This is a genomic window from Methylomonas koyamae (assembly GCF_006483455.1).
GTDB lineage: Bacteria > Pseudomonadota > Gammaproteobacteria > Methylococcales > Methylomonadaceae > Methylomonas > Methylomonas koyamae_B.
In genome coordinates this window covers 73,840-92,614 of sequence record NZ_PPPU01000014.1, presented here as the reverse complement: position 1 = coordinate 92,614, position 18,775 = coordinate 73,840, and the positions used below count along the sequence as shown (strand labels likewise).

Below are 18,775 nucleotides of genomic sequence, written 5' to 3'. Positions count from 1 at the left end.
CGCCGCCCGCCCCGACACGGGCGGGCTGACGCATCAATGGCCGGCAGACGGCGTAATGTCTTCCAGCGGGATGCCTTGAACCTCGACTTGAATACCCCGGTCCGGCGCCGCCAACATGAAATCGCCTATCGTCTCTAAGATGTCCAGATCGACGAATTGCGCCTTGTAACCGTCTATCAGCAGTTCGCAATCATTTGGGACCTCCTGCAGGCATTTGCGCAATAGGGCCTTATTCAAAAACGATACATCCTTATGCAAGCGCAGCAGGTAATGCTGGCCGTGCTGAGTCAAGGTAATCGCCGCGTGAAAATTGGCGCGTAGCACGAAGAAAAAGCCGCAGCCCATGCCTATCGCAATGCCCACCAGCAGATCGGTTAACAAAATCGCGGCGACGGTAATCACAAACGGCAGGAATTGGTTCCAGCCCTTACGGTAAAACTCGACGAACATGGCCGGTTTGGCCAATTTGTAGCCGGTTTGGAGCAAAATCGCCGCCAGACATGCCAGCGGAATCATGTTCAGGTACTTGGCGAAAAACAGCACGCTGACCATCAACAGCAGACCGTGGAAGAAGCAGGACAGCCGGGTCTGACCGCCGGCGTTGATATTGGCCGAACTGCGCACGATCACGGCGGTAATCGGCAAACCGCCGATCATCCCGCTGACCATATTGCCCAAGCCCTGCGCCTTCAGCTCGCGGTTGGTCGGCGCCACCCGTTTGTGCGGATCCAGCTTATCGACCGCCTCGATACTCAACAGCGTTTCCAGGCTGGCGATGATGGCAATGGTTACGGCAATCGAATAAATTTTCGGATTGCCGAAATAGCTGAAGTCCGGCAACCGCAACTGGTTGACAAAATTGGCGGTAGTGCCCAACTCCGGCAACGACACCAAGTGCTTATCGCCGATCGCCAATTCCGGAAAGTATTGCAGCGCCACGGCATTGAAACCGACACCCCAAATCACAGCCAACAACGGCCCCGGCACGAGCTTCAAACCCTTGAAGCGTTTGATGAGCGCGCTGTCCCAAACGATCAGGATCAACAACGCAACCACGCTAACCAGAGTCACGCCGGGCGTAATGCCCTCCAACGCCTCCGACAATTCGAAAAAACTCGATTCGGCGGTCTCTTGCATATAGCTTTCGTCGCCTTCAGGACTGGTGTCGTAACCGGTGGCGTGCGGTGTCTGTTTGATGATCAAAATCAAACCGATTGCCGCCAGCATGCCTTTGATCACCGCCGCCGGAAAAAACGCGCCGATGACACCAGCTTTCAAGAAGCCCAATACAATCTGCAGGCCGCCGGCCAGTACCACGCTCAACAGGAAGCCGCCGAAGCCGCCTAAGGTTTCGATGGCTTCGAAGACGATCACGGTCAGACCGGCCGCCGGACCGGACACGCTTAGTTGCGAGCCGCTAGCCCAGGACACCAGCAAGCCGCCGACCAATCCGGCGATGATCCCGGAAAACAGCGGTGCACCGGAGGCCAGGGCCACCCCCAGGCAGAGCGGTAACGCCACCAAAAAAACCACGATGCCGGCCGGCAGATCCTGGTGCAAATGTTTCAGGTAATAACTCAAATGCGTTGTCATTGGTTTCAATCCGTCGTTAATAGTGGGCAGGCCGCTTAATCCGCATAGCGGTAAATCGGATTGATTTGGGTGTTATGGTCGAGCTTGATCAATTCCTGGATCAAACCGTCGTTCAGCCCGTATACCCAACCGTGCAAGGTGGGCTTGTGGCCGTGGCGCCAGGCGGATTGGATGATCGAGGTATGCGCCAGCCGGTAAACCTGTTCGACGATGTTCAGCTCGATCATACGGTTCACTTTGTCTTCGGGCGACACCGTTTCCAATTCTTCCTCGTGCAAACGATACACATCCTTGATGTGCATCAGCCATTTGTTGGTGATCACCAATTCGGATTTTTGCGGCTGCAATGCCGCCTTGACGCCGCCGCAACCGTAATGGCCGCAGACGATCACGTGTTTGACTTTCAACACGTTGACCGCATATTGCAAAACGCTCAGGCAATTGAAGTCGGTAACGATGACTTGGTTGGCAATATTGCGATGGACGAATATTTCGCCGGGTTGCGCATTGACGATGGTCTCGGCCGGTACCCGGCTATCGGAACAACCGATCCACAAAAAATCCGGCTTTTGCTCTTTGGCCAACTGACTGAAAAAATCCGGATCTTTGCTACTGATTTCTTCGGACCAAGCTTTGTTTTCTAATAATAATTTCGCGGGAGTGTGCATATTTATCGTCCTTTTAGGGGTAATCCCAGTGGCGTAACGTATTTTTGAGCTCCCGGCCTGAAACCGCCGGGCTTGGGTCAATATTATATCGATTCGAAACTATATGCCAATCAATTTTCCGGGCCGGTCCAAGCCTTCGCCGCCAGCTTTCAAATCGAGTCGGCCGCATCCGCGGTGGCGGCTCGTGCCGGCGCCAGCCCGGAAACCGCTCGCACCGCTTCCGCTTCGGCCACGGCCTCCTGCCGCATCAACAAGCTGCTTTCCGGCCATACCAATACGCTTTTTGGACTGAGTCCGACCAGCAACACCAGCACGGCCGGGACCAACAACAGCAAAAGCTCGCGCCGGGTCAGATCCGGGCAGTTGCGAGCCGTGGCGTTAGTCGGCCCGAACAAGGCTTTCCTGACGAAACCGAGCATGTAGGCGGCACTCAACACGGCGCCGAACAAAGCCACCATCGCCAACGCCGGGTAAGCCTGCAAGGTGCCGATCAGAACCAGCAATTCCGCCGGAAAACCGTTGGCACCCGGTACGCCCAGGCTAGCCAGCGTAAACAGGAAGAACAAACAAGCCAGACGCGGCGCCGGTTTGGCCAAGCCGCCCAGATGCACCAGTTCGCAACTGCCCAAGCGCTGTTGCAGCATGCCGGCCATCAGCATCAGGCTACCGGCGACCAGCGTGAAATTCAGCAATTGCAATAACGCCCCTTGCTGCCCCTGATAATTGAATGTCGCCAAGCCCATCAGCACCAAGCCGACGTGACTGATACTGGAATAGGCCAGCAACCGGCGTAAGTTGGTTTGCTGCAACGCGATCAGGGCGGCGTATACCAAGGTAACGGCGCCGACGATCGCCACTAGCCAGCGATGCTCCAGCGCCGCTTGCGGCGCCAAGGGCAAGGCAAAGCGGAGAATGCCGTACAAGCCCAGCTTCAACCCGACCAGCAAGGCCGTGAGAAACGCCGGTCCTTCCATCGCCATGGTCGGCAGCCAGGTATGAAACGGTACCAGCGGCGCTTTCACCGCGAAACCGAGCATCAGCAAAAAAAACACCAGCTCCTGCGTCGCGGCATCCATCGGCGTGTTCAGTAACACCGGCAAACTGAAAGCCAGACCGCCCGGTACGTCGCCGCCGGTGTAATGGGCGTGGTTCAAGGCCAGCGTCGCGATCGCGAACAATAGCGGCACGCCGCCGAACAGCATGTACAAAGTGTATTTCAGAGCAGCCTGGCGCCGTTCGGCACCGATCCCCCATAAACCGGCCAGGAAGAAAATCGGCGGCAGCGTCAACTCCCAAAATAGGAAAAACAGCGCCATATCCAGTGCGACGAACACGCCGATGGTGGCGCTCTCCAAAATCAGCACCAGCGCCAACTGAAATCGGTGCAGCCGGGCTGCAGCATTCCAGCCGGCCAGTAGTGCCATCAAGGTCAACAAGGCCGTCATCGGCAGGAACAACAGCGAGATACCGTCCACTCCAACCGCGTAATAGGCGTTCAGGCTGGGTACCCACAAATGGTGTTCCTGCCATTGATAGCCGCCATCGCTCGGGTCGAAGCCGAAGACGACACCCAAGGTCAACAATAGCTCGACACCCGCCACGGCCAAGGCCAGCCGCTTCGCCCGGCCGCCATCGCGGACGCAGGCTATCACCAGCGCGCCGAGCAAGGGCCAGAGCAGGCATAGCGTCAGCAGCGGCAAAGCCTCATTCATGGTGGGTCTCGTTGATATGGTGGCTGTGGTGGGCCGGATAATGCTCGCCGATTTCCCGCGCTTCCTGGTCGATGTATTTCAGCCACGGCGTCGTATAAAAACCGGTACCGATCAACAAGCCGCACACCGTCACGGCGATGATGCGTTCCTTCAATACCGGATGGTGAACGCTGCCGTAAGGCTGCACGAAGCGTTTCGGGTGAGCGATGAACAGACGTTGAAACGCCCACAACAAGAATGCCGCCCCCAACACGTTGCCCAACAGAATTGCGATCGCGATCCACCAGCCGTGTTCTTCGATGGTACCCTCGATCAACAAATGAGCGGCGTCGAATCCCGGCGTGCCCGGCATCACCATCGTACTCAGCGCCGAGATCAGAAACAGCAAAGCCAAGGTCGAATTGGTCTCGAACAGCCCGCCCAGGCGCGGCAGGAACGAGGTCCGGGTCCGCTCGTAAATCAGACCGATGCAGAACAACATGCCGGCGGTAGCCAGGCCGTAAGCCACCGACAACAAAATACTGCCCTCCAACGCGAAATCGTTGAACGAAAACACGCCGATCGCCAGCATGCCGGTATGGCTGATTACCGCGAACGCGATTAAGCGGCGCATGTTGATTTGCATCAAGGCCAGCAAGGCCCCGTAAAAGATCCCGATCAAACCCAGCGTGACGACGAAATGGGTCCATTGCTCGGCCGCACCCGGCGTCAGCGGCAAGATGAAGCGGATCAGCGCATAGATGCCCAGCTTCAGCCCGTGCAGAAAAATCGCCGCGCTGGCTGCGGTACCGTGCTCGCCCAAGACCGGCAACCAGGCGTGGAACGGAAACAGCGGCATCCGCACCGCAAAGCCGAAGAACAGCAGCAGAAAGATCAAGGTTTCGTTCGGAATCGCCAGATTATGGTGTTTCAGCGCCAGCCAATCGAAACTCAAATCCATACCGTTACCGGCCAGCCCGAAACTGAGCAACAGAAAGCCGGCCAGACTCATCGCCAGACCGGACAACCAATATTGCAGCAAGGTTTTGACGGCCTGGTTGCGCAAGCGGCCGGTACCGGCAACCATCGTCAACAAGGCCACCGGCACCAGTTCCAACAAGCTCCAGCACCAGAATTGCAGCGTGTTCAGCGCCGCAAATGCCCCGATCAGGATGCCTTGGTAAGCCAGCAGACAGGCGACGAATAAACGGTCGTTGCGGTGGCGGGTGATCAGGGTGTAAACCAGCGCCAGCGCACCCAACACCGCCGTCAACGGAATAAACAGGATATTGGTGCCGTCGACGCCGACCCGATAACCCAGGCCGTCGATTTTCTCGGCCAGATGGATGCCGGGCGCTTCGGCATCGAACACCCACAGCAGGTAAATGCTCAACAACACGTTCGCCACCGCGCCGGTCAACGCGGTCGGCCACAGCCGCCAGCTTTTCAAACCCAACACTGCGCCGCAGGTCAAAAGCGGCAGCGCGGTCAATACGCTCAGCACCGGAAACGCCGCGGCCGCCTGCCAGTAAACGATATCGGTCGTCATCGGTACCCCAAAGCTACCATCAACGTAATCAACACGAACAGCGCCAGATAACGGGCGCGCAACAACAACTGTTCGAACCGGTTCGCCGCCTGCCCCAGCCGGCGCCCGACCCGAATCGACTCGCCGCCGATGCCGCGCAAGATGAAATGGTATTCAAACCAGTTCAGCAAGCCCGAAGTCCATTGCGCCAGCTTGCCGGCCAGGCCACTGCCCTGGGCAAAGCTGTCTTCGGCACTGCTCAGATTGGCGCCCATCTTTTGCTCTTCCCGCTGCGCCAACGACGACATTGCCCTGATCGCCGGTGCCGGCGAGCCCATCAACGGGTCCAGAATCCGCTCTTCGATATAACGGGAATCCTTGGCCAGTTGCAGGATTGGCTTCACTAACAGCCAATCCACCGCCGGCTCCAGCCAGCCGCGCTGCAACGAGGCGATAAAGGCCCAGCGGCAGTCGGCGAGCGCCGCCGGCACCGGCTCGAGCGGTCGACCATGGGTGTTATGCAAAATCGACGGTGTGGTCAGAAACAGATAGCAACGCACCACGGCATGCGCCGCCAAATGCCAGGCGGCCAAGGTCCACCAGCCCAAGCCGCATTCGAGGAACATCAAGCCCAGTTGCACCGATGCGGCGAAGATTTGCGAGCTTTTGATGTCGGTCTGGCTCAAACCTACCCAATAGCCGTAAATGGCGGTCATCGCCCCGATCGCCGCCAGCAAGGCCATTGCCGCCGGCGCCTGCTCGAATAAGGGCCGCAGTTGCAGGGTCAGAAATACCCCGGCATGCACCATTGCGCCGCCGTAAAAGATCGCGCTGGACGGGGTCGGCCCTTCCATCGCCCGCGCCAGCCAGGGCGAGAACGGAATCTGCGCCGATTTGGCGAAAGCGGCGACGGCAAAACTCAAGGCCAGCAAGGTAGCATCGCCGCGGTCCAGGTCGGCCGCGCCGGTATTCAAGGTTTGCCAGTCGGCAGATTCCAGCCAGGCCAGCATCAAGCCGATACCCAGCAAAAAGCCGCCGTCGCCGACCCGGTTGGTGATAAACACGCGGGTGGCATTGTACGCCGCCACCGGCCGCTCGTAGGCGTAGGCGATCAGCAGATAAGAACAGACCCCGGCGATTTCCCAACCGACAAAGGTGAACACCGCGTTGCCCGACAACACCAGCAACAGCATTGCCGCGGCAAACAGGCTCAGAATAAAGAAGAAGCGATGAAAGCCCGGCTCGCGGTGCAGATAATTGCGGGAAAAGCGGGCCACGGCCAGCAACAGCGTCCCGAATAACGCCGCCAACGCCATATTCAGGCCACCCGCCTGCAACGACAAGCCTATCGCCAATTTGCCGCTGGCCAGCCAACTACCGTAGACCTGCAACCCGCTCGGGCTCCCGGCCAGCTCCAGCCCGAGCAAACCCAGCGCCAGCGCTGCCGCCAAGCCGATCGCCCAGGCCGCCAGCCGGGCGCTGAGTTTCTCGCCGGCTTCGCCGCGCAGCAGATTAAAAAAATGCAGGCCGCCAATCGATAAGGCGGCAAGCAGCGGTAACAACGGAATCAAAAATGCGTATGCGACCATAGTCGTTATACCTCAGCGATTTCCGGCTGCCGAACCAGGATCGGCGCCACGGCCTGGGTCTGCCCGACGTAGCAGGCTGCCGAATCGTCGCGCCGCGGCAGTTCGCGGTCCTCCGGCTGCCAGGGCAGGAAACCTTCGCGGCGGTCGAACACGAAAATCCGGCCATCGTCCGGGTCGAGCGCGTTCAAATGCACCCAGCCGCCGCCGACCAGCTCCTGTAACACGGGTTGCCGGGCATAAATCCGCGCCAAGGTCTCGGTGTTGGCTTCAACCACGATTTGCAGGCGCATCGCCTCGTGAATTTCCACCATCTGCAGCGGCAAACCGGTGCGCAGATCGCTGAACGCGCCTTCCATGACCCCAAACAAACCGGTGACGTTATGCGGAATCTTGGTGCCGCAACCGAGGCGGTCGTTGTTGACGGTCGAGAAGTAATATTCCAGATTGATGCCGGCGCCGACCGGCCCGGCGGTCAGCAAAATATTTTCCAGAATCGTACCGTCGCCGTCCTGAGTGGGATCGTAAGAAATCAAGAACAGGCGGCGGTCGAAAAACACGCCCTGCGTCGCCGCACGCCGGCCGATAAAGGCGGCAGCGTTGGTGGCATGGCCGAATTCCGGCCGCACTTGGCTCAAGTCGGCGGCACGGCGCTGGACGTGGCGGAACGCGGCCCCAGGCGAAACCGGATAACCCGACGAGGCGAAGCGCCGACAGCGTTCGGCTGCGGCTCGCCGGTCGGCCTCGGCCAGATCGGCTTGCAAGCGGGTGAAATCGGCGGCCAGCGCAGCCGGAACCAGATCAGCGTCGTACCAGACGATCGCGTCGCTGCAGGTATCGTGCTGGCCGCCGACGAACCAGGTATCGTCCGGAATCGCAATGCCCTGCCCGGCCAGCAAGGCGCGCACCTGCGGCCGATTGGCCATCGCCGCGAATACTCTGGCATTCGGGCCGCCGCGGCGGCCGCCGCAAGCGCCGCAATCGTGGGCAGCCTCGTGCGGATTGTTTTGGCTGGTGGAACCGTGGCCCAAAATGGCGACGATCCGGGCAAAGCCGTAGCTGAGTCCGGTGGTGCGCAAGAATTGGCCGACCCGTTGCGCTTGTTCCTGGTCGCTGAAACCGGGTTTCGCTGCGGCCGGCGTTGCGGCATCGGCGGTAAACTGCAAGCGGGTCGGTGCCGCCGGCACCAGCCGCGCCTGCCAAGCCTGTTCCAGGCGGTATTGCAGGTCCGGCCACACGGTCTTGCCCAACAGCCCGGCCAACTTCAGCGGCGCAAACAGGTATATCAGCGGATAAGCCCGCAACAGATGCCGGCGTAAGGTTTGATGCAACCAGTCGCTGATGATTTGCGCCCGGTTCAAGCCGGCACGGTGGTCGGCCAGCAAATCCTCGCGGCTGGACAGGACAACTTCCTCGACCCGATGCGCCGGCGTCACCACCACCGGACACAATGGCGTCGGATGATGGTCGTCCAACCCCTGATAGTCCATCGCCACGCCGAAAAATCCGGCAGCGCCCAGGGTTTCGATGGCCGGATTCCACTCTTCCAGATGGCGACGGAAACTTTCCTCGCGTTCGTCCATGCAGAAAAACACCTGGGCTTGCGGCCGCCGCTCCCGGCGCTGCCAGCGGCCGCGACCGTGATTGGCGTGCAAGGCTTGTAACAAATCCTGACGATAATGGCGTTCGTAAGCGTCCAGCCAGACCGAAGCCCGTTGTTGCTCGTCAAATTCGGCGACCGGCGTCAACCAGGCCAGCAGTTGGCTTTTTTCCAGGGCCGACACCGCATCGGGCCCCAACCCTAAATTCCGACAAAGTGAAAATAGTCGCCAACCCTGGTCGTGGGCGGTGAGTCTGCCGTCGGCTGCCGCCAACGGGCTTTGCCGCCAACTCAGAATCCGTTGCGCCAGTGTTTGCCAGGCTTGCCGGGAGCTATCCGCCGCAGATACCAATTGCTGAGCGGCCTGAGCCAGGTACTCCGGCAACTCGCCGCCGAACAGCGCCCGACGGACGCCGAATTCGGCTTGATGTTTTTCGAAATAGGCCTGCAGCCGGTCGAATTGAGCCGGACCATGCCACAGGCTGCGGCACAACGGCTGAGCGTAAAGCCGATCCAACACCAGCCGGATGGCCAGATAATCGGCAAGCCGTACCGGAACCGGCCGCCCTTCGCGGTAATCCGGGTGCTGCTGGCGCCAGTTGATCAACCCGGACCAGCCCGGCAATTCCAGCGCCAGCCGCTGCAAATAGCCTTCCCAGCGATCCGCCGGCAAGGCCATGGCCTGCAATTGCTGGACGATGGCGTCCGTCGCATCTTCCGGCAAGCGTGCCGTAACGCTGCGCCACTCCGCCAGATCGTGAAACAAGGGCAGCGCATCGTAGTCCAGCGCCTGCCGCCAGGCCTCATACAATCCCAATTCCTGGCGTCCCGGCAAACGCCAGGCCGCCAAACCTTCGTCCAGCAACGATGCGCACAAACGAATCAACTGCGGCCGCACCAGTTCCAAAATGTCCTTGCCCGCCAAAGCCAGCAGCACACCGCGCCAGGTCAAAGTGACGCCGACCCGGTCGAACCAGAGCGCCGGGTTCTCGGCATCGTCCGCTTGCGGCAATTCATTGTCGAATGGCGCGGCAGATAGATCCAGCAAATCCTCGGGATGCAATTCTGCCGCCGGCAATGCCAACTTCGCCGAAACCGCCTGCCACACCTCGCGCAGCCGCCGGCCGCCGGCCGTCGCGACATCGAATTCGGCGGATTCGCCGAGCCGCCAGGCCAGTTGCTGCGGGCTAATGGCCTGTAAATCGTGCAGTAACACGGCCCGGTAAAGTTCGCGCCGGGCAATACCGGCGCTACCGGCCAGCGGTTCGGCCAATGCACTGCCGAACCGATGCTGCAATACCGCATCGAGATCGCGGTCGGTGATGCGTTGTTGCCGGTAAAACTCGCGGAACTTGTCGGCCGGCAGATAGCAATCGATTCCGGTCAGCGCGGTGAACTCGGCCAACGCCTGCTCGAACGGCAAATGCTGAAAGCCGTGCAAGGTGTTGTGGTGGACGAAATCGTGGATCGGCGCCTGGCCCGGCAAAACGTGGTCCAAATGTGCGATCGCATGACGAACAATGTCGCGCAGATCGCCAGCCTCGCAAACCGATGCCGCCATCAAATTGCTCCCCGACCTGCCAAGCCAAGACATAGCGGCCGCATCACAGCAACCTCTCGCCGATCACGGCCAGCATCCGCCCGACCGACGCGGCCGACAATTCGATCAACGGCGCCGGCAACAAGCCGAACACGACGATGCAGCCGACCAATACCGCCGACGCCGCCAGCTCCGACGGCGTCAAATCGGCGATGTCGCGCATCTGCGGCTTGACCGGTCCGGTGAACAGCAAGCCGATGGTGCGCATGGCATAAGCCGCGCTGATCAATAGGCTCAGGCTGAAAAATGCCATCCAGCCGCCCCATTGCTGAAAGCCGCCGATCAGCATGTGCAATTCGGCGACAAAGCCGATCGAGCCCGGTAAGCCCATTGCCGCCAGCAGCGCCAGCGTCGCCAGCCCGGCAAAGCGCGGCATGACCTGAACCAGCGAACTGTAATCCTGGATATTGCGGGTGTGGGTGCGTTCGTACAGCAAACCGACCAGTAAGAACAGGGCGCCGGCGATCAGGCCGTGCGCCGTCATTTGCAGAATCGCGCCGATGAAGCCGGTCTGGTTCAATGTGGCGATACCGAGCAACACCACGCCCATATGGCTCAACGAGGAATAGGCCACCATGGCTTTCATGTCCGGCTGACGCCAAGCCAGCAGGCCGCCGTAAATCATGCCGAACAGGGCCAGAAACATCAGCAAGGGTTGAATCAGTTGCGCGGCGACCGGCAACATCACCACCGAGCGCAGCAGGCCGTAGGCGCCCATCTTCAATAAAATCCCGGACAACAAAATACTGACCGCGCTCGGCGCTTCGACGTGCGCCAGCGGCAACCAGCCGTGCAACGGAAAAATCGGCATTTTCACGCCGAAGCCGATCAGAAAGCCCAACAACACCAGTACCTGTTCGACGGCCGGCATGTTCTGCGCCGCCTGGCCCATCGACGCCATCAACGAGCCCTGGTTCTGCAAATCGTACTGGCTGATCGCCAACAGACTCAGCAGCATGAACACCGAGCCGCCCATCGTGTACAGCACGAAGTTCAAACTGGCGGCGTGACGGCGTTTGCCGCCCCAACGGTCGATCAGAAAAAACAGCGGGATTAAGGTCACTTCCCAGAAGATATAGAACAAGGCCCAGTCCTGGGCCATGAACACGCCGAGCATGCCGAACTCCAACAGCAGGATGCAGATGTGGTAACCCTTGACGCCGTCGGCCAGATTAAACGACGCGATCAAAGAGATCGAGGTCAACAAGGCCGCCAGGATCAGCATCGGCAGCGACAGGCCGTCGATGCCTAGCGCGTAGGCGCTACCGAGTTTGGGATTCAGCGGGTAGAATTCGGTCAGTTGCAAAGCCGGATCGGCGGCGTCGTAGTGCGCCAATAGCATGCAGGCCAGCATTAGAGCCACGCCGGCAAACAGATTCGCCATCAGGCGGACTGCTTGGGTTTGATGGGCGGGGATTAGCACCAGCAATAGCGCCCCGGCAGCGGGGGTCCAAAGCAGCGTGCTGAGTATGACCATTGTTTATGGGATTTAAAGTCGAAAACGCAGGGCATTCTACCGGCAATTGGTTGAAAAAAGCCATTTTTAAAAGCGAATTGGTTTAAATGAACCAGAAAAAACCAGCCAGCGGGTAGCATCTGCTCCGCGCCGCCGATACTGCGGCCTAAATCGACTTGAACCGGAAACCTTTTTCTCGCAATTCAAACCTGGCGACACACTATGAACTTCGCTTCCGACAACTGGGCCGGCGCTCACCCTGCCATCGCCCAACATTTACTGGCCGCCGGCGCCGGATTCGCCGCACCTTACGGCGCCAGCGAGCTGGACCGCAGCATCGAACGCCGTTTCTGCGAACTGTTCGAACGCGAGGTCGCAGTCTTTTTCGTCGGCACCGGCACCGCCGCCAATGCGCTGGCCTTGGCCGCAATCAATCGCCCCGGCGGCGTCTCGTTTTGCCACCGTGAAGCGCACATGCTGGAAGACGAATGCGGCGCCCCGGAGTTTTTCACCCACGGCGCCCGGCTGGCGCCGGTCGACGGCGATCTGGGCAAGATCGACCCGGCCAAGCTGGCCGCCGAAATCGGCCGCTTTCCGCCCGGCTTCATCCATGCCGGCCAGCCGATGGCGGTCTCGATCACCCAGGCCACCGAAATCGGCACGCTGTATCGGCCCGATGAAATCGCCGCCATCGCTGCGATCGCCCGCCAACACCGGCTGCCTTTGCACATGGACGGCGCCCGCTTCGCCAACGCGCTGACCGCGCTGCAATTGACGCCGGCGCAAATGACCTGGCAACTCGGCGTGGATATCGTCTCGTTCGGCGCCACCAAAAACGGCTGCTGGTGTGCCGAGGCTTTGGTGTTCATGGACCCGGACACGGCCAAAGATTTGCCTTTCATCCGCAAACGCGCCGCGCAACTGTTCTCCAAAAGCCGCTTCATTGCCGCCCAATTCCAAGCGTATCTACAAGACGGCCTCTGGCTGGAACTGGCCGGCCACGCCAACGCGATGGCAGCCCGACTGCAGCAAGGCATTATCACCTGCCGCCGCGCCCGGCTGGCCTGGCCGGCGGAGGCTAATGAAGTGTTTGCGGTACTGGAGCGGAGCGATGCCGACCGGCTGCGCGCCGCCGGCGCCGTGTTTTACCCGTGGAATCCGCCGCACGCCAATCCCGGCCTGCTCAATAAAAACGAGGTGTTGCTGCGTCTGGTTGCCAGCTTTGCCACGACCGCCGAGGAAGTGGACCGGTTTGTCGAGTTGTTGCAATGATCTGCCGCGTGCTCCAACACAATCGGCAAATTGATATTGATTCGATATAAAATAGCCGAGCCGGATATGCCGGCCAATATCGATTTTTTGCAGCAGGAGAACCACCATGCAAATCCATGTTTACGACACTTACGTCACCGCCGGCGACGGCCGCTTGATGCACTTCGACGTGTTCACCGCGGATCGCGACGACCAGCAAGCGATCGCCTACGCCAAACAATGGCTGGCATCGATCGGCGAAGCGGACGCGACGGTTAGCAGCAGGGAGTGCCGTTTCTGCCACAGCCAGAACGCTCCGGCCGACGTGATCGACAGCATCAAACGCGACGGCTTTTATATCTACAAAATGGAAGGCTGCCCGGCTTAGCCGGAAGGTACTTTAGGGGGTTGAAGCGCAGAGAAATCCGCGCGGCTTGAGCGTTTTGCCAGGGAGATGTCCGATGATTTCCTGGTTCCCACGCTTTGCGCTGATCGTTATACACAACGGCCGTCATGCCCGCAGGACGCGGGCATCCAGTGCCATGCACGGTAGCTTCAAGCCATCCTTTTGGCTTCGCGGCCCGAGGCTCCAGCCCGCGTAGGGCGCAATAGGCGATAGCCGCATTGCGCCGTATGTCGACCTCCGTCATTCGGCGCAATGCCCGTTGGTTATTGCGCCTTACGGCCTTGCGGAGATAAAGTTCAAGTGATGGCATAAAAGGTAACACCTGCATTCCATAGAACCTGACGGGGTCTAGGGCTCTTTAGAAGCCGAAGACCTGATGAGGTCGGAATGCGCGAAGTCCATCAGGGCCCGAGGTCGTTTAATCCTCAATTACAGGCCGGATATATGGGCGCAATATTTTCTTTATGTCACTAGCGAATTTTTCTTGCAATACGGGGCGGACCATATATGACCCAGTTTTATGCCGTGAGCGAGGGGTCAGGCCACACCGGGGGCTACTGCCCGGGCTTTTTGCCTGAACCTGACTCTGCTTGCGGGCTGGGAATCTCAGTGTTCGTTCTGAACTGAGAGTTCGGAGGTCCAACAGGTTTGCTAGGTGAACTGCTTGGAGCAGCTGCTGGTGCGCTGGGTGTTGGTGCCGGTGCAGCTGTCGGCGTACCTGAATTGTTGCCTGTTGCCATTGTCTTCTCCTGTGATGATGACGGTGAGGCCGTGAGTTGAACGCGATGTACTTTATCTGGGCTAGTGGCTTTGGTGTAAGCGTAGAGCAACGCTGTGGGAACAAACAATGCCAACGCTATGGCGATGGCGGTGGTGCTCATGTGGAGAAAGTTTCCTTTGCGGTCGTTGTTCTGGCCGTTCCAATCCGCAGCCTCTGACAGCTTCTCGGTGATGTAGTCGCGCAGATCGGCTTCGGCCGCAGCCTTTGCGGTCTGAGCGTCAGCACCTTGTTGAAGGTGCCAATCAGTGAGCTCGGCCAAGTGAGCGGCGAGCGCAGGGGCGGGCGCCAGTCTCTTATAGATGTAGTTCCAGGTAGAGCGAAAGATGTAGAGGATCGCGAAGCCTAGAGCGATAAGAGTGCTGGCCGCCAAGAAGAGAAACAACACCGAAGCGAGCGATTCTGAGTACGGAAAGTCGAGCAAAGCGACTGACAGAGCTCCCGAAAGGACGGTCGTTGCGGCAATTGGAGCGGCTGTGCCCGCAGTCACCTCGCTTCGTCTTTGGTGCTCGAAGTCGTATTGCTTCTGGAAGAGCTCAGTGAGCATGGTTTGTGCGGCCTAACGTAAAGCTAACCGGGCGCGGCGCACCGGAGCTTGAAGAAAAACCGCATTGCTTTCCGCGCTCCGGTTGAGCGTTGGGTTATGTTTATTTAATTTGCTGTACATCCGCAGAAGTACCCTCTACCTGCATTTTATAGCCTCCGCCTGAGCTATAAATTAATACTTCAGGCATATACGCATAGGTGTATTCATAGTTGTATGTGCGCTGTTTCCAAACCTGACCATTAGTAAGTTCGTATACTGTTTCACCCTCCCAGCCTTTGAACTCGCCATTAATTTGAGATTCGATTACGTCTGATATTTGACGAATAGCAACAATCTGATTTTGGCCTTCAACTTGGAGATAAAACCTACCATTTGCTCGAAGAACATTAACTCTGGGGCAGTAGGCATAGTGATGCCAATATTTATATTCATCTTGAATCCAGAAAGAGCCATCCACCAGTTTGAACAGCATTTCATCATCAAATCCCTCAAAGTCACCATCGACTTGTATGGTCTTTACAATTTCATATTGGGTCATTAATTCTCCTAGCTAATGAAACATAACGTTTGAAAGACGGGGCCAAGTCTAGCTTAATAGCATTACTTAGAATTCGGGATCAAGTCTAGCAATCAAGCATTTGCATGTCGACCGCCAGGACGCAACTCACTTACCTCTCACCGCTTGGATTGTCCTCAAAAACCTTATCGTAAACCTCGCGCAAGCTTAGCCGACAATCGATGCTTTCCAGCGCTACGCTTGCTTCCAGGCCCAGCGTCTCGCTCAACATCCAGACTTCGCCTTGGCGCAGATAACGTTCGATACCAGGCTGGTCTTGCATCACCAGTAGATACTCGCGCAAGCTGGGTATTTTTCGGTAATGGGCAAACTTGCCGCCGCGGTCGTAGGCTTCGGTGGACGGCGACAGCACTTCTATAAGCAGCATCGGATTGAGCAAAGTATCGACCTGCGCGTCTTCGAACTCGGGTTTACCGCAAACCACGGCGATGTCGGGGTAGTGGTAGCTGCGGGCTGCGGTGGCCTTGACCCGCATGTCGTTGATGTAGGCTTCGCAGGGACGGCTTTTCAGTTGCTGACTGAGTTCTCTACAAATATTTCCGGAAATTAAATTATGTTCCCGGCTGGCGCCGGTCATCGCATAAATTTGCCCGTCATGGAATTCGCTTTTAATCGATGCACTGCGTTCCAGACTTAAATATTCTTCGGCGGTATACCGTTGAAGCCCGGGGGTCATGAGTCACCTCGGCAAATCAAATGCATTTGAACCAAGCATATTACAGCGGCTCGCGGCTCGGCAAGCACCCGGCAAATGGGTTGGGACGCATGGTTTTGCGACGAAAAGCGGCTATGAGCAAGCCGGCGATCATCAGACCGATGCATGGCGGCACTAGATGAAAGGCTGTTTCGCAAAACTGCAGCCGGCCGCGACGAACACATGGTTGTCAAATCGCCTTTCCGCCACACCTTCCCCTATCGGGAAACCTCTCGCCACGCCAACCGCCATCGCATTGTCACACCCATAACATCTGTGTATCCTCCCCGCCATGCAAATTCATCTGATCGCCGTCGGCAGCAAAATGCCGGACTGGGTACAGCAAGGTTATAATGAGTACGCCAAGCGGCTGCCGCGCGAGTGCGAGTTGCTACTGCGCGAAATCTCGCCGGACAAGCGCAAAAGCGGCGACGTGGCCCGGATTACCCGCGACGAAGGCGAACGGATGATCGCCGCCTTGCCGCCGCGGGCTCACGTCGTGACGCTGGATATTCCCGGCAAACCCTGGTCGACCCCTGATCTGGCGCAGGCTTTGCAGCGCTGGCTCGGCAACGGCCAGCCGGTAGCGCTGATGGTTGGCGGCCCGGAAGGCCTGGCGCCGCAGGTCAAAGAGTTAGCGCGCGAATCCTGGAGCCTGTCGCCGCTGACCTTCCCGCATCCGCTGGTGCGTATCGTCGTTGCCGAACAAATTTACCGGGCCTGGAGTCTGCTCAACAACCATCCTTACCACCGTTAACGGCATGAACCCTCAACTAATCCTGGCCTCGGCGTCGCCGCGCCGCCGCGAATTACTGGCCCAAATCGGCATCCGCCACGCCGTCATGGCCGTCGACATCGACGAAACCCCGTTCCCCGGCGAAGCCCCGGCCGCCTATGTCGAGCGGGTCGCCGCCGAAAAATCGGCCGTCTGCGCCGCGCAAAGCGACAGCCGCTTGCCGATACTGGCCGCCGACACCAGCGTGATTTGCGACGGCCGGATTCTGGGCAAGCCCGACGATCTGCAACATGCCATCGAAATGCTGAGCCGGCTGTCCGGCCGCAGCCACCAGGTGTATAGCGCGGTATCCTTGCGTAGCGGGCAAACCCATTGGCAGGCCTTGAGCGTCAGCGAAGTCCGTTTGCGCCCCCTCAGCCACCAGGAAATCGTCGCCTATTGGCAGACCGGGGAACCTTGCGATAAAGCCGGTGCCTATGCGATTCAGGGACTGGCCAGCGTGTTTATCGAGTCGATCGCCGGCAGTTTTTCCGGGGTGATGGGCCTGCCGCTGTTCGAAACCGCACAACTGTTGAGCCAAGCCGGCATAGAAGTAATTCAATGAGCGAAGAAATATTAATCAATGTGACGCCGCCGGAAACCCGGGTCGCCGTCATCGAAAACGGCGTATTGCAGGAACTGATCATCGAGCGCGTTCGCCAAAAGGGCTTGGTCGGCAACATTTACAAGGGCGAGGTCTGCCGGGTATTGCCGGGCATGCAGGCCGCCTTCGTCGATATCGGCCTGGACAAGGCCGCCTTTCTGCATTTGTCCGACTTCAGCAGCCAGGAACTGGCGGAAAAGGGCTCGGAGAACATCGAACATTACCTGAAGGAAGGCCAGAAACTGGTGGTGCAGGTCACTAAAGACCCGCTCGGCAACAAGGGCGCCCGGCTCACCACCGACATTTCGATTCCGTCGCGCTACCAGGTCTACATGCCTTATGCCGGCAACTCAGGCGTGTCGCAGCGCATCGAATGCGAGTCCGAGCGCACTCGGCTGCGGGCCTGCATCGAGGCCTACCAGCAAAAGCACCAGGTGCCGGGTGGCTTCATTGCCCGCACCGCCGCCGAATGCGTCGAGGAAGTGATTCTGTATTCCGACATGACCTTCTTGCACAAACTCTGGGAATCGATCCTGGACAAGAGCAAAAAGGCCAAGGTCAAGTCCTTGATCCACGAAGACCTGCCGCTCAGCATCCGCACCTTGCGCGATTTGTACAAAGACGGCATCGAAAAAATCCGGGTCGATTCCAAGGAAACCTTTTTGAAGCTGGTCGAATTCGCCGAGACCTTCGTCCCGGAAATCGTCTCGGTGATCGAACATTACTCCGGCGAGCGACCGGTGTTCGACATCTACAACGTCGAAGACGAGATCAGCAAGGCGCTGGACCGTAAGGTCAAGCTCAAGTCCGGCGGCCATCTGGTGTTCGACCAGACCGAGTCGATGACGACGGTGGACGTCAATACCGGCGGCTACGTCGGCGGCCGCAACCTGGAAGAAACCATCTTCAAGACCAATTTGGAAGCGGCGCAAACCATTTCCCGCCAGCTGCGGCTGCGCAATCTGGGCGGCATCATTATCATCGATTTCATCGACATGCAAAGCGACGAGCACAAGAAACAAGTGCTGGCCGCGCTGCAGCGCAATCTGGAAAAAGACCACGCCAAGACCAAGATCACCGAGGTGTCGGCGCTGGGCTTGGTGGAAATGACCCGCAAACGCACCCGCGAGAGCCTGGAGCACATTCTGTGCGAGCCTTGCTCGACTTGTGGCGGTCGCGGCGTGCTGAAAACCGCCGAATCGATCTGCCTGGAGATTTTCCGCGAAATCATCCGGGTGGTGCGCCAATACAGCGTGCAGCAGATTCTGGTCCTGGCTTCGGAGCAGGTGGTGGAAATGCTGCTGGACGAGGAAGCCGACATGCTGGCCGAGCTGGAAGTATTTCTGAAGGTGGCGATCAAGATTCGCGCCGAAGCCGAATACAACCAGGAACACTACGACGTGGTGTTGCTATAGGCCTAA

Annotated in this window: 15 protein-coding genes; 5 read left to right on the top strand and 10 right to left on the bottom strand. The window is 58.8% G+C overall.

The features are described 5' to 3' along the window. Positions 1–33 precede the first annotated feature (33 nt). From C2U68_RS08685 to C2U68_RS08655, 7 genes are all read right to left on the bottom strand, one after another. Positions 34–1,593 carry a SulP family inorganic anion transporter gene (locus C2U68_RS08685; RefSeq protein ID WP_140912094.1) on the bottom strand — a complete coding sequence of 520 codons (1,560 nt, stop codon included), beginning with the start codon at positions 1,591–1,593 and terminating at the stop codon, positions 34–36. A gap of 35 nt (positions 1,594–1,628) precedes the next feature. Further along, a complete protein-coding gene (gene can / locus C2U68_RS08680; protein ID WP_140912093.1) occupies positions 1,629–2,261 on the bottom strand; it encodes a carbonate dehydratase in 633 nt (210 codons plus the stop codon). 149 nt (positions 2,262–2,410) lie between these two features. Further along, entirely contained in the window at positions 2,411–3,973 is a 1,563-nt protein-coding gene (locus C2U68_RS08675; RefSeq protein ID WP_140912092.1) for a NuoM family protein, read from the bottom strand. Then, positions 3,966–5,501, bottom strand: coding sequence for a NuoM family protein (locus C2U68_RS08670; protein WP_140912091.1), 1,536 nt, complete (start codon positions 5,499–5,501; stop codon positions 3,966–3,968). Before C2U68_RS08670 ends, C2U68_RS08675 begins: the two co-directional genes overlap by 8 nt. Then, complete coding sequence (locus C2U68_RS08665; RefSeq protein ID WP_140912090.1) at positions 5,498–7,069, bottom strand: proton-conducting transporter membrane subunit; 1,572 nt, start codon at positions 7,067–7,069, stop codon at positions 5,498–5,500. The genes C2U68_RS08670 and C2U68_RS08665 overlap by 4 nt, the downstream gene beginning before the upstream one ends. A gap of 5 nt (positions 7,070–7,074) precedes the next feature. Next, complete coding sequence (locus C2U68_RS08660) at positions 7,075–10,227, bottom strand: DUF2309 domain-containing protein (protein ID WP_140912089.1); 3,153 nt, start codon at positions 10,225–10,227, stop codon at positions 7,075–7,077. A 43-nt stretch (positions 10,228–10,270) separates the two neighbouring features. Next, positions 10,271–11,743: a NuoM family protein gene (locus tag C2U68_RS08655; protein ID WP_140912088.1), complete on the bottom strand. Its 1,473-nt coding sequence runs from the start codon at positions 11,741–11,743 to the stop codon at positions 10,271–10,273. Between the two features lie 201 nt (positions 11,744–11,944). Here C2U68_RS08655 and C2U68_RS08650 point away from each other — a divergent pair, with 201 nt between their 5' ends. Further along, positions 11,945–12,994: a threonine aldolase family protein gene (locus C2U68_RS08650; RefSeq protein WP_140912087.1), complete on the top strand. Its 1,050-nt coding sequence runs from the start codon at positions 11,945–11,947 to the stop codon at positions 12,992–12,994. A gap of 106 nt (positions 12,995–13,100) precedes the next feature. Next, complete coding sequence (locus C2U68_RS08645; protein WP_140912086.1) at positions 13,101–13,361, top strand: DUF2024 family protein; 261 nt, start codon at positions 13,101–13,103, stop codon at positions 13,359–13,361. Between the two features lie 572 nt (positions 13,362–13,933). Here C2U68_RS08645 and C2U68_RS08640 read toward each other — a convergent pair. The 3 genes from C2U68_RS08640 to C2U68_RS08630 all read right to left on the bottom strand — a co-directional run bounded on the left by C2U68_RS08640 (position 13,934) and on the right by C2U68_RS08630 (position 15,957). After that, a complete protein-coding gene (locus C2U68_RS08640; protein ID WP_140912085.1) occupies positions 13,934–14,704 on the bottom strand; it encodes a hypothetical protein in 771 nt (256 codons plus the stop codon). Between the two features lie 100 nt (positions 14,705–14,804). After that, complete coding sequence (locus tag C2U68_RS08635; protein WP_140912084.1) at positions 14,805–15,242, bottom strand: hypothetical protein; 438 nt, start codon at positions 15,240–15,242, stop codon at positions 14,805–14,807. Between the two features lie 130 nt (positions 15,243–15,372). Next, on the bottom strand, positions 15,373–15,957 hold the full coding sequence (locus C2U68_RS08630; protein ID WP_140912083.1) for a Uma2 family endonuclease: 585 nt from the start codon (positions 15,955–15,957) through the stop codon (positions 15,373–15,375). A 310-nt stretch (positions 15,958–16,267) separates the two neighbouring features. Here C2U68_RS08630 and rlmH point away from each other — a divergent pair, with 310 nt between their 5' ends. Genes rlmH through rng form a run of 3 tightly spaced genes read left to right on the top strand, consistent with a single transcriptional unit; the run spans position 16,268 to position 18,769 of the window. Further along, positions 16,268–16,732: a 23S rRNA (pseudouridine(1915)-N(3))-methyltransferase RlmH gene (gene rlmH, locus C2U68_RS08625; protein WP_140912082.1), complete on the top strand. Its 465-nt coding sequence runs from the start codon at positions 16,268–16,270 to the stop codon at positions 16,730–16,732. 4 nt (positions 16,733–16,736) lie between these two features. Next, a complete protein-coding gene (locus C2U68_RS08620; RefSeq protein ID WP_140912081.1) occupies positions 16,737–17,315 on the top strand; it encodes a Maf family protein in 579 nt (192 codons plus the stop codon). Next, complete coding sequence (rng, locus tag C2U68_RS08615) at positions 17,312–18,769, top strand: ribonuclease G (RefSeq protein WP_140912080.1); 1,458 nt, start codon at positions 17,312–17,314, stop codon at positions 18,767–18,769. Before C2U68_RS08620 ends, rng begins: the two co-directional genes overlap by 4 nt. Positions 18,770–18,775 lie beyond the last annotated feature (6 nt).